Below are 15,504 nucleotides of genomic sequence, written 5' to 3' on the forward strand. Positions count from 1 at the left end.
CCTCGTGTTCGTACGGCACAACGCGGGCCGGGGCACGGTCATTCCCGGTTCGCGCACCGGGAGTACGGCCGTCACAGCCGACAGTGGCCGGGCCCCGGAACGCGTCTGAGGGCCCGCCCCACAGGGGACGGGCCCTCAGTCATCGGCTAACGCCTAGCCGCGAGCGTTCAGCTCTGGCCGCCGGCCAGCTTCTCGCGCAGGGCCGCCAGCGCCTCGTCCGACGCCAGGGCGCCGGAGTTGTCGCCGCCCTCGGAGGAGTACGAACCGCCGGTCGCGGCCGGAGCGGCGGCCTCGCCACCCTCGGCAGCGGCAGCGGCGTCCGCCTCGCGGGACTTGATGACCTGCTGCTGGTGCTGCTCGAAGCGGGCCTGCGCCTCGGCGTACTGGCGCTCCCACTCCTCGCGCTGCTTCTCGTAGCCCGGCAGCCAGTCGTTGGTCTCCGGGTCGAAGCCCTCGGGGTAGATGTAGTTGCCCTGGTCGTCGTAGGACGCGGCCATGCCGTAGAGGGTCGGGTCGAACTCGACGGCGGTCGGGTCGGCACCGAAGGACTCGTTGGCCTGCTTCAGGGACAGCGAGATCCGGCGACGCTCGAGGTCGATGTCGATGACCTTGACGAAGATCTCGTCGTTGACCTGGACCACCTGCTCCGGGATCTCCACGTGGCGCTCGGCCAGCTCGGAGATGTGGACCAGACCCTCGATGCCCTCGTCCACGCGGACGAACGCACCGAACGGAACCAGCTTCGTGACCTTGCCGGGCACGACCTGGCCGATCTGGTGGGTGCGGGCGAACTGCTGCCACGGGTCTTCCTGGGTCGCCTTCAGCGACAGGGAGACACGCTCGCGGTCCATGTCGACGTCGAGAACCTCGACGGTGACCTCCTGGCCCACCTCGACGACCTCGGAGGGGTGGTCGATGTGCTTCCAGGAGAGCTCGGAGACGTGGACCAGACCGTCGACGCCACCCAGGTCCACGAAGGCACCGAAGTTGACGATCGAGGAGACGACACCGGACCGGACCTGACCCTTCTGCAGGGTCGTGAGGAAGGTCTGGCGGACCTCGGACTGGGTCTGCTCCAGCCAGGCGCGGCGGGACAGGACCACGTTGTTGCGGTTCTTGTCCAGCTCGATGATCTTGGCCTCGAGCTCCTTGCCGACGTACGGCTGCAGGTCGCGAACGCGGCGCATCTCGACCAGGGAGGCCGGCAGGAAGCCACGGAGGCCGATGTCGAGGATGAGACCACCCTTGACGACCTCGATGACGGTACCGGTGACGATGCCGTCCTCTTCCTTGATCTTCTCGATGGTGCCCCAGGCACGCTCGTACTGGGCGCGCTTCTTCGAGAGGATCAGGCGGCCTTCCTTGTCCTCCTTCTGGAGGACCAGGGCCTCGATCTCGTCGCCCACGGCGACGACCTCGTTCGGGTCGACGTCGTGCTTGATCGAGAGTTCGCGGCTCGGGATGACACCTTCGGTCTTGTAACCGATGTCGAGCAGGACCTCGTCCCGGTCGACCTTCACGATGACGCCGTCGACGATGTCGCCGTCGTTGAAGTACTTGATCGTCTCGTCGATCGCTGCGAGGAACGCTTCCTCGTTACCGATGTCGTTGACCGCTACCTGCGGGGTGGTGGCGGTGGTCTCGGTGCTGCTCGTCATGTGGAAAAGGGCTCCGGTACGGACATTGAAGTCGTAGGTACTGCTCACGCTGGAGCCCGTTTCGCTCTGCAGAAGCCGGACAGCCAAGGAAGCGCCCCACCAGCCGACTGGTGGTGGCGCCTCGACAACCGAGGGGACATACAACAGATGCGAGCGCAGCCTGCTACGTCTGAGGTGCGCAGGCCCGCAGCGCAACTTGTAGCATACGGGGGCAGCCGGACAGGGTCAATGCGCGAAGGCGCACACCCGGGGCGGATCGCCGCATTCCCGGCACAAGTCACCGTGCGACACCGGCCGCACCCGGCCGATTCCACGAGACCGTGCAGGCCACAGGACCCTCTTCCGTGACACCGCCGCGTCAGGCTGGACGGAAGAGTACGACGAGGGAGCCCATCATCCAAGAGGCCGAACAGTTCGAACCGGAAGCCACCCGACGCGCGGCGGGTGTCACGGAGAGTTCCCGGGCCAACCGGGGCTGGTGGGACCGGAACGCGGACGAGTACCAGATCGAGCACGGCACGTTCCTCGGCGACGACCGCTTCGTCTGGGGGCCCGAGGGCCTGGACGAGGTCGAGGCCGAGCTGCTGGGCCCGCCCGAGGACCTGAAGGGCAAGGACGTCCTGGAGATCGGTGCCGGCGCGGCGCAGTGCTCCCGCTGGCTCGCCGGGCACGGCGCCCGCCCTGTGGCCCTGGACCTCTCCCACCGCCAGCTCCAGCACGCCCTGCGCATCGGCGCCGGCTTCCCCCTGGTGCAGGCGGACGCCTGCGTCCTGCCCTTCCGGGACGCCTCCTTCGACCTGGCGTGCTCGGCGTACGGGGCGCTGCCCTTCGTGGCGGACCCGCGGCTGGTGCTGCGCGAGGTGCACCGGGTGCTGCGCCCCGGCGGCCGTTTCGTGTTCTCGGTGACCCATCCGATCCGCTGGGCGTTCCCGGACGAGCCGGGACCGGAGGGCCTCGCGGTCTCGGCCTCCTACTTCGACCGCACGCCGTACGTGGAGCAGGACGACGAGGGCCGGGCGGTGTACGTCGAGCACCACCGCACGCTCGGCGACCGGGTACGGGACATCGTGACGTCCGGCTTCCGGCTCGTCGACCTGGTCGAGCCGAAGTGGCCGGCCTGGAACACGTCCGAGTGGGGTGGATGGTCGCCGCTGCGCGGCGGACTGATCCCGGGGACGGCGATCTTCGTGTGCGAACGGGACTGAGGTACCGAGGGACCGGTTCCGGCCAATCTGCGGGTGTGGCGGCCGCGCGCGTATGCCGGCCGTACCGGCAGGGCACAAACGATGAGTCGACATATCACCCTCAAGGCCGCGCTCCGCGGTGCCAGGCGGTGGGGGGTACGCGCATGCACGTCTGCCCGGTCTGCCGGCGAGGGGACAGGACCACCCGGCTCCGCACGTACTGGAGGACGCTGTCGCCCGAGGCGCGCGCCGGGGCACCGCACCTCGCGCGGCCCGCACTGGACGAGGAGCGCTGGGCGGCGCCGCTCGGGCTCCTGACCGTGGGCTGCGCCCTGCTCGTGTCGGAGGTGTGGCTGGGGTTCGTCGGGCTGGCCGGCGGGGGCCTGTGGCTGGTGTCCCTGCGCGGCAGCGTCACGCAGGCGGCGCGACAGCGGGCCGACTGGCGCAGGCAGCTGTTCTGCCTGCGGTGCCGGCACGTCTTTCTTCCGTGACCCGGCCGCCTGGAACACTGGTGCGGTGATCCGCCGCGACGCTCTCGACCGCCTGCCCGTCCGTTCCGCCGTGCCCGCTCTTCGGGCCGCTCTGGGCGAGCACGGTGCGGCGGTGCTGTGCGCGCCGCCGGGCACCGGCAAGACGACGCTCGTGCCGCTCGCCCTGGCGGGGCTGCTGGGCGGCGGTCCCGCTCGGCGGGTGGTGGTGGCCGAGCCACGGCGGATCGCGGCGCGGGCGGCGGCCCGGCGGATGGCGTGGCTGCTGGGCGAGAAGACCGGTGAGAGCGTCGGCTACACCGTGCGTGGGGAGCGTGTGGTCGGGCGGCACGCGCGCGTGGAGGTCGTCACCACCGGTGTGCTGTTGCAGCGGCTGCAGCGGGACCAGGAGCTGGCGGGCGTCGACGTGGTCGTTCTCGACGAGGTCCACGAGCGGCACCTGGACGCCGACACGGTCGCCGCCTTCCTGCTCGATGTGCGTCAGACGCTGCGGCCGGAGCTGGAGTTGGTGGCTGCCTCCGCGACGACGGACGCGGTGGGCTGGGCACGGCTGCTGGGCGGGGCACCGGTCGTCGAGGCGGAGGGCGTGTCGTACCCCGTGGAGCTGGTGTGGGCGCCGCCCGCGCGTCCCGTGCGGCCGCCGCACGGGATGCGGGTGGATCCGGCGCTGCTCGCGCATGTGGCGTCGGTGGTGCGGCGGGCGCTGGCGGAGTGCGAGGGGGACGTGCTGTGCTTCCTGCCCGGTGTCGGGGAGATCGCGCGTGTGGCGGGTCATCTGGGGGATCTGGGCGGCACCGAGGTGCTCCAGGTGCACGGGCGGGCGCCGGCGGCCGTGCAGGAGGCCGTGCTCTCGCCGGGCTCGGCACGGCGTGTGGTGCTGGCGACGGCCGTGGCGGAGTCGTCCCTGACCGTGCCGGGGGTGCGGGTGGTCGTCGACTCCGGTCTCGCGCGCGAGCCGCGGGTCGACCACGCGCGGGGGCTGAGCGCGCTGACGACGGTACGGGCCTCGCAGGCGGCGGGTCGGCAGCGGGCGGGACGGGCGGGGCGTGAGGCACCGGGCCGGGTGTACCGCTGCTGGTCCGAGGCGGAGGACGCGCGGCTGCCGCGTTACCCGGCGCCGGAGATCCGGCTGGCCGATCTGACCGCGTTCGCCTTGCAGGCGGCGTCCTGGGGCGACCCGGACGCGTCCGGGCTGGCGCTCCTCGACGCACCGCCGCCCGGGGCGATGGCGGCGGCGCGGTCGGTGCTGACGGCGATCGGCGCGGTGGACGCGGCGGGACGGGTCACTGAGCGGGGCGTACGGATGTCCCGGCTGGGACTGCATCCACGGCTGGCGCGGGCGCTGCTGGACGCGGCCCCGCGTGTGGGCGCGGAGCGGGCCGCGGAGGCGGTGGCTCTGCTGAGCGAGGAGCCGCCGCGGGAGTACGGCGACGACCTGGCGACGGTGTGGCGGGCGGCCCGGCGCGGGGGCGACGCGTACGCGGGGCGCTGGAGGGAGGAGGTGCGCCGACTGCGGGCCGCGGCGGGCGACGTGCCTGCCGGTGCTGCGGAGGCGGGCGACGACCATGTGGTCGGACTCGTCGCCGCGCTCGCCTTCCCGGAGCGGCTCGCGCGGGCCGATGACGGCTCCTGCCTCATGGTGAACGGCACCCGCGCCGAGCTGAGGGAGGGGTCGGGGCTGCGCGGCGCCCCGTGGCTGGCGGTGGCCGTGGCCGACCGGCCCGTCGGTGCGGGGCACGCGCGCGTGGGGCTCGCCGCCGTGGTCGACGAGGACGTGGCGCGGCGGGCGGCCGGGGCCCTGTACTCCACGGGCGAGGAGGTGCACTGGGCCGACGGGGACGTCGTCGCCCGGAGTGTCGAGCGGCTCGGGGCCCTCGAGCTGGCGGCACGGCCGCTGCGGGACCCGGCGCCCGCCCTCGTACGTCGGGCCCTGCTGGAAGGGCTGCGGCAGGAGGGCTTCGGTCTGCTGCGATGGTCCCCTCAGGCCCGTGTGCTGCGGCAGCGCCTCTCCTTCCTGCGACTGCACCTGGGCGAGCCGTGGCCGGACGTCCGGGATGACGCGCTCCACGCGCGCGTGGACGAATGGCTGGAGCCCGAGCTGAGCCGTGCCCGGCGGCGGGCCGACCTCGCCCGGATCGACGCGGGGCAGGCCCTGGCCCGGCTGCTGCCCTGGTCCACCGGGGAGGCCGCCCGGCTCGACGAACTCGCCCCGGAGCGGCTCACCGTCCCGAGCGGGTCCGCCATCCGGATCGACTACGCCGACCCCGAGCGGCCCGTGCTCGCCGTGAAGCTGCAGGAGATGTTCGGGGTGCAGGCCTCGCCCGAGATCGCCGGTGTGCCCGTCGTCGTGCACCTGCTCTCCCCCGCCGGGCGGCCCGCGGCCGTCACCGCCGACCTCGCCTCCTTCTGGCGGGACGGCTACCGGGCCGTACGGGCGGAGCTGCGCGGCCGCTACCCCAAGCACCCCTGGCCGGAGGACCCGGCCACCGCGGAGCCGACCCGGCACACGAACGCGCGGCTCAGGCGGTGACCGGCTCGGGCTCCTCGACCGCGGTGGGCTCCGGGTCGTCCGGGCGGCGGCCGCGCGCCTCCAGATAGAGGGACAGCGACAGCAGGGCGGCGCCGAGGATCAGGAAGCCCCGCGGCAGCCAGGACGTCAGCAGCAGGATCAGCAGGCGGTTGTGCTCGACCAGGGCGACCGTCGAGGCGATGTAGTCCTCGCGCATCTTCACCTGCCCCGCGAAAACCGTGACCCTGTCACGTCCCCCGAGGAGCGTGCCGCCCCGCAGTTCCTCCTTGTGGATCTCCTCGCCGTAGACGGGCGCGCCGGTCAGGGGTTCGACCCAGAACTTGCGGACCGTCGTGTACCAGCGGGTCGTGCCGGTCTTCGCGACCGACTCGGGGGTGATGCCCTCGACGGGCATGATCTTGGGGAAGGGGACCTTGGTCCACGGGATCGTCTGTTCGAAGTAGTAGACCTTGACGCCCCGGAAGGTCCGCGTGCCCTTGTAGTGGATGGGGCGGGTGACGCGGGCTTGGGCGTCGAAGTACTCGTAGTCCCGCTTCTGGGTCAGGAACGGCCATTTGAACTCGATGCCGTCACGGTGGACGGGGTCGCCGTCGACCATCTCGCCGGTGGCGTGGACGGGTTCCTGGCTGTGGGCGTCGAAGATGTACCGCTCCGGGATGCGGGACACCATGGCGCCGTCGGGTCCCTGCACATAGGACAGGCCGTCCCAGACGACCACGTCCCGGCCCGCGGTCTGCTCGATCTTCTCAGCGGCCTCCACGTTCCCTCTGAGGGTCTGCACGATGATGACCCTGGGGACCGTGCGGGACGTCATGGTGCCGTAGTCGAGGAGGGTGGCGTTCTTCGCCTCGAGGACCATGGTCTGGTACTGGTTCGCGGGGACCTTGGCCAGGCGCGGGAAGGCGTACCAGCGCAACAGTGGGGACAGCGCCGTGAAGAACACGGCGAAGGCGAGCAGGAACAGGCCGGCCTTGCGGCGCATCTCGCATCCTCCCTGTGCGCGCGTCACGGATGGCTGGGGACCGTCGTCAGCAGTGGTTTCGGGGACGTCGTGCCGGACGGCGAACCCAGGGCCGTCAGGCCGAACACCAGGACGAACGCCGCGGCCAGGCCGATCGCGGCGGCGATGAGGGCGCGCATACGGGCCTCCCGGGACGGCAGCCGGCACACGGAAACTGATGGGCCGTCAGGTCCGGCACCGTAGCAACGGAGGCGTGAGATGAGAACAGGACGGACGAAAAGGCGGCGGCGCCCCTCCACGGTGGAGGGGCGCCGCCGTCGTACGTTCCCAGCCGGCCCTACGAGCTGGGGCTCGGGCTCGGGCTCGGGCTCGGGGACGAGTCGGCCGCCGCGACCTTCAGCTCGACCGTCAAAGTGGCCCCGCCCGCGGTGGTGATGCGGAGCAGGAATGTGCCGGTCGTGTCGTCGGCGTACAGCTTCGGCAGCTTCAGCAGGCCGTCGGCGTCGGTCTTGAGGCCTGTGAGGGTGCGTACGGTCTTGCCGCTCGCGTCCTTGAAGTAGGGGCCCTTGTCGTTCTCGGTCGGGTCGTCGGCCGACTTGACGAGCGTCGCCGTGGCCGCGACACCGTCCGCGACGGCGCCCTTGTACGTGGCCTTCACCTCGACCTGGTCCGCGAACTCACCGCCCGGCGTGCAGGTCGGCTCGGTGTCGCTGGTACGGACGAGGGTGTCGGCCTGGCGTTCGACGACGGTGGCCGAGTAGTCGAGACCGGTGACCATGCGGCCGACGACCAGGGCGCGGACCGTGAAACCGCCGGTCTTCTGGCCGGCGACGAGCGCGGGCGCGGTGGCCTTGCCCGAGCTGTCGGTGACGACGGTCGCGACGGTCTCCCCACCGGTGAAGGTGGCGTCCGTGTCGCCCATGATCGAGAACCGCACCCGGACCTTCGACACGGCCTTCCCGGCCTTCGTGACGGCCTTCACCACGACTTTCCGGTCGAAGGTGTCGCCCGTCTTCGCGGAGAGCTGCCCGGTGCCGCTGTCGGCCAGGTGGTCCACCGTGTCGGTGGGGGTGGGGGTGGGGGTGGGGGCGGGCGGCGTCGGCTTCGGAGTGGTGGGCTTGCTCGGCGACGGGGTGGGGGTGGGGCTGGTGCTGCCGCCGGCGGTGCTGGGCTTGCTGGTGTTCCTCGGCTTCGGGTCGGGGCTCGCACCGGAGTTCCGGTCGCTGCGGTGCGAGGGCAGGGTGCCCGTGCCGTCCGGGATCGAGTGGGTGCCCTTGCGGTAGTACTCGTACCAGGACAGAACGGTGTTCAGGTAGTCCTGCGAGTTGTTGTAGCTGAGAATCGCGGCGTTCATGTCGGCCTGCACCGACAGGTCACGGTCCGCGCGGCACAGGTAGTGCGCGGCGGCCAGAGCGGCGTCGTAGACGTTGTTGGGGTCCTTGACGCCGTCGCCGTTGCCGTCGCGGCCCGCCCACGCCCAGGTGGACGGGATGAACTGCATGGGCCCGACCGCACGGTCATAGGTGCCGTCGCCGTCGTAGGCGCCGTTGTCGGTGTCCTTGATGCTGGCGAAGCCGTTGCCGTTCAGGACCGGGCCGAGGATCTTCGTGTACGTGGTGCCGTCCGCGTCGACCCGGCCGCCCTCGGCCTGGCCGGACTCCACCTGGCCGATGGCGGCGAGGAGTTGCCACGGCAGATTGCAGCCGGGCTTGGAGCTCTGGACTTCCGCCGCGGCCTTCTTGTAGGCGTCGAGGACGGTGGCGGGTATGCCGCCCTGCCCTGTGCCGGAAGGGCCCGTGGTGGGCGTGGCGCTGGGGCCGGGCGACTCGGTGGGGCTGTTGAGCGGGGGCAGGTCGGTGTAGTAGCCGCCGTTGCCGGTGGCGGTGTCACCGCCGCTCGTGTTGCCGGTCGTCTCGGGCGTGGACTGCGCGCCGGTGGCCTGTCTGCCCTGGTCGTCGCTGGTGACTCCCGGGGCCTGGGATGCCGCCAGAGCCGCGACCGCGGCCGCGGCCAAAGCCGTGGTTGCCGCCCCCTTGCGCAGCCTCCTGCCGAAACGCGCCGCCATTGAGTGAACCCCTCCCGTCGACGACCTGGTGTGTGCTGCTCTGCTGTGTCCGTGTGTTCGACCACGCACCCGTGCGCGGCGACCCAGTGACCCTACGACAACTTGCGACCCCTCGACACCGGTTGGTGCCCGGTTTTCACCAGTTGGTCATCCTCCGCTTGGGGTGGACGCAGAAGCAGGGCGGTCGCCTCACCTTTCTCATGCGTCCCTCATACTGGACGTTCGGGATCGCCGGGTGGTTGTGCTCGGTCAACATCTGCGGCGGGAGGCGTCGTGCCGTTCACGCTCAGCCATGCCGCGGCCGTCCTGCCGGCCGTGCGCGGGGACGGGTCGGGACGCGGGCGGCTGGTACCCGCCGTTCTCGTCGCGGGATCGTTCGCGCCCGACATGACCTACTTCGCGGCGAGCGTGGTGTCGGGGGGCATGGAGTTCGGCACGGTCACGCACTCCTTCACAGGGGTGTTCACCGTCGATGTGCTCATCGCATGGGCACTGGTGGGGTTGTGGCTGGCACTGCGGGAGCCGTTGGTGGCGCTGCTGCCGCCGGCGGCGCAGGGGCGGGTGGCGGCGCTGGTGCACTGCGGTACACCGCTGCGCAAGGTCTCGTTCGCACTCCTGGCGCGGTGGTACGTCTCCGCGGTACTGGGCGCGCTGACGCATGTCGTGTGGGACGCGTTCACGCACATCGGCCGGTGGGGGGTACGGCTGTTGCCCTGGCTTACGCAGCCGATGGCGGGTGCGCCGCGCTACACGTATCTGCAGTACGGGAGTTCGGCCCTGGCGGCCGTCGTGATCGCCGTGTTCGTGGCGGTCGCGCTGCGGCGGGCGTCCGCCGGTTCGTCGGCGGTGTCGGCGCTGCCAGTGCTGTCGTGGGCGGACCGGTGGCTGGCGGCGGCGGTGATCGGCGGGTGCGCGGCGGCGGGGGCGGTGCAGCGGGCGTCGCGGTGGTGGGCCTACTGGGGAACCCACGCGAAACCGTGGGAGGTGATCCCGCCGACGTGCTTCGGCGCGGGCGCGGGCCTCGCGGTGGGGATGGCGCTCTATGTGACCGGGGTCCGGGCCCTGCGCCGCACGCCCCCGGACCGCCAGGGCACCGATCGGGAACCGGCTCGACCGGCGTCACGCTGAGCGCCTCAGGGTCACCCGGGGTGGACTGCCCGGACCCGCGGGTTGCTGCGGCGACGGGCGACAGTCGCCCCGTCGCGCGCCTGGCAGGCGCCCCCACCCTCGAACCGGCTTCAACGGCTCGGGCGGGGGCAGCCCCACAACGCCGGTCCTTGGCGAGCAAACGCTGCCCGCCGGGCGACGCTCAGTGCGCCGCCGACTCCCAGTCCGTCCCGTAGCCCACCGAGACGTCCAGTGGTGCCCGCAGCCGTACCGCTGCTGCCATTTCCCGGCGGACCAGGTCCTCCGTCTGCTGACGTTCGCCGGGGGCGATCTCCAGCACGATCTCGTCGTGGACCTGGAGGAGCATCCGGGACTTCAGGCCCGCCTCACGCAGCGCCCGGTCCACGTTCAGCATCGCAATCTTGACGATGTCCGCCGCCGTGCCCTGGATCGGGGCGTTCAGCGCCATCCGTTCGGCCATCTCTCGACGCTGGCGGTTGTCGCTGTTCAGGTCGGGCAGATAGCGGCGGCGGCCGAAGAGCGTCTCGGTGTAGCCCGTCGCCCTCGCCTCGTCCACCACACGGCGCAGATAGTCGCGCACCCCGCCGAACCGCTCGAAGTACGTGTCCATCAGCGCGCGGGCCTCCGCGGCCTCGATGTTCAGCTGCTGGGACAGGCCGAACGCCGACAGCCCGTACGCCAGACCGTAGGACATCGCCTTGATCTTGCGCCGCATCTCCGCGTCGACCGCGTCACGGCCGACCCCGAAGACCTGGGAGGCGACCGTGGTGTGCAGGTCCTCGCCGGAGGTGAACGCCTCGATCAGACCCTCGTCCTCGGACAGGTGGGCCATCACGCGCAGCTCGATCTGGCTGTAGTCCGCGGTCATCAGGGATTCGAAGCCCTCACCGACCACGAAGCCCCGGCGGATCGCCCTGCCTTCGTCCGTGCGCACCGGGATGTTCTGCAGGTTCGGGTCCGTCGACGACAGGCGGCCCGTCGCGGCGACCGTCTGGTTGAACGTGGTGTGGATGCGGCCGTCCGTCGCGATCGTCTTGATCAGGCCCTCGACCGTCACCCGCAGCTTCGCCTGCTCCCGGTGGCGCAGCATGATCACCGGCAGTTCGTTGTCCGTCTGGGTCGCCAGCCACGCCAGTGCGTCCGCGTCCGTCGTGTAGCCCGTCTTCGTCTTCTTCGTCTTCGGCAGGCCCAGCTCACCGAAGAGGACCTCCTGGAGCTGCTTGGGCGAGCCCAGGTTGAACTCGTGCCCCGCCGCGGCGTACGCCTCCTTCACCGCCTGCTGGACGGCGCCCGCGAACATCTGCTCCATGGTCTCCAGATGCGCTCGGTCCGCGGCGATGCCGTGCCGCTCCATCCGGGCCAGCAGCGCGGAGGTGGGCAGCTCCATGTCGCGCAGCAGATCCGCCGCACCGACCTCCCGCAGCTTCTCCTCGAACGCCTGGCCGAGGTCCAGGATCGCCCGGGCCTGGATCATCAGCGCCTCGGCCTCGGCGCCCTCGTCCGTGCCGAAGGCCAGCTGCCCGTCCGCCGTGGCCGCGGGCGCCAGCTCACGGCCCAGGTACTCCAGTGAGAGCGCGTCCAGCGCGAAGGAGCGACGGCCCGGCTTGACCAGGTACGCGGCGAGCGCCGTGTCCATGGTCACGCCCTGAAGGGACCAGCCGTGCTCGGGAAGGACGCGCATCGCGCCCTTGGCGTTGTGCAGGACCTTCGGCCTGGCCGGGTCGGCGAGCCACTCCGCGAACGCCCTCTCGTCGGCCTCGTCCAGCTCCGCCGGATCGAACCAGGCCGCCGCGCCGTCGGCCGCGGCGAGCGCGATCTCGGCCACCGCGCCCGTGCCCAGCGCCCACGAATCGACCGTGGCGACACCCAGGACCTGTGTGCCGTGCTCGGTGAGCCACGGCTTCAGCTCGCCCGCACCCAGCACCGCCCCGTCCAGCTCGACGCCGTCCGCCACGACCGGGTGCACTTCGACCTCCTCGGCGCCCGGGTCGACGGCGAAGAGCCGCTCGCGCAGCGAGGGGTTCCTGATCTCCAGGGTGTCCAGGACCATGGCGACGGCCTTGCGGTCGTACGCGGCGCGCCTGAGGTCGGCGACCGCCTTCGGCAGCTCCACCTGCCGCTCCAGCTCGGTCAGCCGGCGGTTCAGCTTCACCGACTCCAGGTGGTCGCGCAGGTTCTGCCCGGCCTTGCCCTTGACCTCGTCGACGCGCTCGACCAGCTCCGCGAACGAGCCGAACTGGTTGATCCACTTCGCCGCCGTCTTCTCACCGACGCCCGGGATGCCGGGCAGGTTGTCCGACGGATCGCCGCGCAGGGCGGCGAAGTCCGGGTACTGCGCCGGCGTGAGCCCGTACTTCTCGAACACCTTCTCCGGGGTGAACCGGGTCAGCTCCGAGACGCCCTTGGTCGGGTACAGCACCGTCGTGTGCTCGCTGACCAGCTGGAAGGAGTCGCGGTCGCCGGTGACGATCAGCACCTCGAAGCCCTCTGCCTCGGCCTGGGTGGCGAGCGTGGCGATCACGTCGTCCGCCTCGTACCCCTCGACCGCGAAGCGGGCGGCGTGCATGGCGTCCAGCAGCTCGCAGATCAGCTCGACCTGGCCCTTGAACTCGTCCGGGGTCTTCGAACGGTTCGCCTTGTACTCGGTGAACTCCTCCGAGCGCCATGTCTTGCGGGAGACGTCGAACGCCACCGCGAAGTGCGTGGGCGCCTCGTCGCGCAGCGTGTTGGCCAGCATCGACGCGAAACCGTAGATCGCGTTCGTCGGCTGGCCGGTCGCGGTGGTGAAGTTCTCCGCGGGCAGCGCGAAGAACGCGCGGTAGGCCAGGGAGTGCCCGTCCATGAGCATCAGCCGGGGACGGTCGCCGCCGGTGGTCTTGTCGGTCTGCTTCGATGCTGTCTCTGCCACGCCCCCGATCCTGCCACGCCCCACTGACACTCGGCCCCCGCCGTGGGGTCCTGCGGCGGCCGGGCGGGGCCTCGCGGTGCGCGGACGGTGCCGCAGCGCCCCGCGAGGCCAGGTGCAGGACCGGCGCCGGCCCGTCGCTGCCGAAACTCGCGCATCGTTGCCTGTTCCGCAACCCTTGCATGATGCGCAACCATGGCCTCTCCCCTCCACACACTGCCGTCGTTGTCGGCAGCGCGTGCGAGGATCAGAGACGTAGTTCACGGGTGCCGGTGAAGGAGAGCGCAGCGATGGCAACGAAGCCGCCCACGGGCGATCCGGTTCAGGACGCTCCGCAGGTCGCCGAGCCCAAGCACGCCGCGGCGGGGCTGCCGGCGATCGGGCACACCCTGCGCATCGCCCAGCAGCAGATGGGCGTGCGCCGCACCGCCCTGACCCTCCTGCGCGTCAACCAGAAGGACGGCTTCGACTGCCCTGGCTGCGCCTGGCCCGAGCCGGACCACCGGCACAAGGCGGAGTTCTGTGAGAACGGCGCGAAGGCGGTGGCCGAAGAGGCCACCCTGCGCCGGGTCACACCCGAGTTCTTCGCCGCGCACCCGGTGAGCGACCTCGCCGGCCGCAGCGGCTACTGGCTGGGCCAGCAGGGGCGGCTGACGCACCCCATGTACCTGCCGGAGGGCGCCGACCACTACGAGCCGGTCACCTGGGAGCGTGCCTTCGACATCATCGCCGAGGAGATCGCCGCCCTCGACTCCCCCGACCAGGCCGTGTTCTACACCTCCGGCCGCACCAGCAACGAGGCCGCGTTCCTCTACCAGCTGTTCGCCCGCGAGCTGGGCACCAACAACCTGCCCGACTGTTCGAACATGTGCCACGAGTCGTCCGGCTCCGCACTCTCCGAGACGATCGGCATCGGCAAGGGCAGCGTCCTGCTCGAGGACCTCTACAAGGCGGACCTGATCATCGTCGCCGGGCAGAACCCCGGCACGAACCATCCGCGCATGCTCTCCGCCCTGGAGAAGGCCAAGGCGAACGGCGCGCGGATCATCAGCGTCAACCCTCTGCCCGAGGCGGGCCTGGAGCGGTTCAAGAACCCCCAGACACCCAAGGGCCTCACCACGGGCGCCGCGCTCACCGACCTGTTCCTGCAGATCCGCATCGGCGGCGACCAGGCCCTCTTCCGCCTCCTGAACAAGCTGATCCTCGACACAGAGGGCGCGGTCGACGAGGAGTTCGTCCGCGACCACACCCACGGCTTCGAGGAGTTCGCGAAGGCCGCCCGCGCCGCCGACTGGGACGAGACGCTCACGGCGACCGGACTCACGCGCGAGGAGATCGAGAAGGCCCTGCGGATGGTCCTCGCCTCGCAGCGCACCATCGTCTGCTGGGCGATGGGCCTGACCCAGCACAAGCACTCGGTTCCCACCATCCGCGAGGTGGTCAACTTCCTGCTGCTGCGCGGCAACATCGGCCGCCCCGGTGCGGGCGTGTGCCCGGTGCGCGGTCACTCGAACGTGCAGGGCGACCGCACGATGGGCATCTTCGAACGGCCCGCGCCCGCCTTCCTGGACGCCCTGGAGAAGGAGTTCGGGTTCGCGCCGCCGCGCGAGCACGGCTACGACGTCGTCCGGGCCATCCGCGCGCTGCGGGACGGCGAGGCCAAGGTCTTCTTCGCGATGGGCGGCAACTTCGTGTCCGCCTCCCCCGACACGGAGGTGACGGAGGCCGCCATGCGGCGCGCCCGCCTGACCGTGCACGTGTCGACGAAGCTGAACCGCTCGCATGCGGTCACCGGCGCGCGCGCCCTGATCCTGCCCACCCTCGGCCGCACCGAGCGCGACCTTCAGGGCGGCGGCGAGCAGTTCGTCACCGTCGAGGACTCCATGGGCATGGTCCACGCCTCCCGCGGCCGTCTGGAGCCCGCGAGCCCGCACCTGCTCTCCGAGCCGGCCATCGTGTGCCGCCTCGCCCGCCGGGTCCTCGGCGCCGACAGCAAGGTGCCGTGGGAGGAGTTCGAGAAGGACTACGCGACCATCCGCGACCGCATCGCGCGCGTGATCCCCGGCTTCGAGGACTTCAACGCGCGCGTGGCCCGCCCAGGCGGATTCGCGCTCCCCCACGCCCCCCGCGACGAGCGCCGCTTTCCCACCGCCACCGGCAAGGCCAACTTCACGGCTGCCCCCGTGGAGTACCCGAAGCTGCCCGAGGGCCGGCTCCTGCTGCAGACCCTGCGCTCCCACGACCAGTACAACACCACGATCTACGGCCTCGACGACCGCTACCGGGGGATCAGGAACGGCCGCCGCGTCGTCCTGGTCCATCCCGAGGACGCCCGTGCGCTCGGCGTGGCGGACGGCTCGTACGTCGACCTGGTCAGCGAGTGGCAGGACGGCGTCGAGCGGCGCGCCCCCGGCTTCCGCGTCGTGCACTACCCCACCGCGCGGGGCTGCGCGGCCGCCTACTACCCCGAGACCAACGTGCTGGTCCCTCTGGACGCCACCGCCGACACGAGCAACACCCCCGCGAGCAAGTCCGTGGTGGTCCGCCTGGAACAATCGGCGACCGACTGAGCGTTTGCTCAGCCA

10 protein-coding genes are annotated in these 15,504 nt (G+C 71.5%); 5 read left to right on the top strand and 5 right to left on the bottom strand.

The features are described from left to right. Positions 1-167 precede the first annotated feature (167 nt). Positions 168-1,658, bottom strand: a complete 1,491-nt coding sequence (gene rpsA / locus SY2F82_RS00150; protein WP_103839640.1) for a 30S ribosomal protein S1 — start codon at positions 1,656-1,658, stop codon at positions 168-170. 344 nt (positions 1,659-2,002) lie between these two features. Here rpsA and SY2F82_RS00155 point away from each other — a divergent pair, with 344 nt between their 5' ends. The 3 genes from SY2F82_RS00155 (at position 2,003) to hrpB (ending at position 5,860) form a co-directional block, all read left to right on the top strand. Then, positions 2,003-2,863, top strand: coding sequence for a class I SAM-dependent methyltransferase (locus SY2F82_RS00155; protein WP_200416839.1), 861 nt, complete (start codon positions 2,003-2,005; stop codon positions 2,861-2,863). A gap of 143 nt (positions 2,864-3,006) precedes the next feature. Beyond that, the gene (locus tag SY2F82_RS00160; protein WP_200416840.1) at positions 3,007-3,333 is read left to right on the top strand and encodes a hypothetical protein; all 327 of its coding nucleotides are present in this window, start codon (positions 3,007-3,009) and stop codon (positions 3,331-3,333) included. A gap of 25 nt (positions 3,334-3,358) precedes the next feature. Further along, entirely contained in the window at positions 3,359-5,860 is a 2,502-nt protein-coding gene (gene hrpB / locus SY2F82_RS00165) for an ATP-dependent helicase HrpB (RefSeq protein ID WP_200416841.1), read from the top strand. Here the strand turns inward: hrpB and SY2F82_RS00170 are convergent. The 3 genes from SY2F82_RS00170 to SY2F82_RS00180 all read right to left on the bottom strand — a co-directional run bounded on the left by SY2F82_RS00170 (position 5,850) and on the right by SY2F82_RS00180 (position 8,886). Continuing rightward, positions 5,850-6,842, bottom strand: coding sequence for a DUF3068 domain-containing protein (locus tag SY2F82_RS00170; protein ID WP_200416842.1), 993 nt, complete (start codon positions 6,840-6,842; stop codon positions 5,850-5,852). The genes hrpB and SY2F82_RS00170 overlap by 11 nt on opposite strands. A 23-nt stretch (positions 6,843-6,865) precedes the next feature. Continuing rightward, positions 6,866-7,000, bottom strand: a complete 135-nt coding sequence (locus SY2F82_RS00175; protein WP_200416843.1) for an SPW_0924 family protein — start codon at positions 6,998-7,000, stop codon at positions 6,866-6,868. Positions 7,001-7,158: 158 nt separating this feature from the next. Further along, positions 7,159-8,886, bottom strand: a complete 1,728-nt coding sequence (locus tag SY2F82_RS00180) for a lytic transglycosylase domain-containing protein (protein ID WP_200416844.1) — start codon at positions 8,884-8,886, stop codon at positions 7,159-7,161. Positions 8,887-9,159: 273 nt separating this feature from the next. Here SY2F82_RS00180 and SY2F82_RS00185 point away from each other — a divergent pair, with 273 nt between their 5' ends. Beyond that, positions 9,160-10,014, top strand: coding sequence for a DUF4184 family protein (locus tag SY2F82_RS00185; protein ID WP_200416845.1), 855 nt, complete (start codon positions 9,160-9,162; stop codon positions 10,012-10,014). 181 nt (positions 10,015-10,195) lie between these two features. Here the strand turns inward: SY2F82_RS00185 and polA are convergent, their stop codons facing one another. Then, entirely contained in the window at positions 10,196-12,922 is a 2,727-nt protein-coding gene (gene polA, locus SY2F82_RS00190; protein ID WP_200416846.1) for a DNA polymerase I, read from the bottom strand. Between the two features lie 287 nt (positions 12,923-13,209). Between polA and SY2F82_RS00195 the strand changes: the two genes are divergently transcribed. Continuing rightward, positions 13,210-15,489: an FdhF/YdeP family oxidoreductase gene (locus SY2F82_RS00195; RefSeq protein WP_200416847.1), complete on the top strand. Its 2,280-nt coding sequence runs from the start codon at positions 13,210-13,212 to the stop codon at positions 15,487-15,489. Positions 15,490-15,504: the final 15 nt, after the last annotated feature.

The organism is Streptomyces sp. Y2F8-2 (genome assembly GCF_014905555.1).
In the GTDB taxonomy this organism is placed as follows: Bacteria; Actinomycetota; Actinomycetes; order Streptomycetales; family Streptomycetaceae; genus Streptomyces; species Streptomyces cynarae.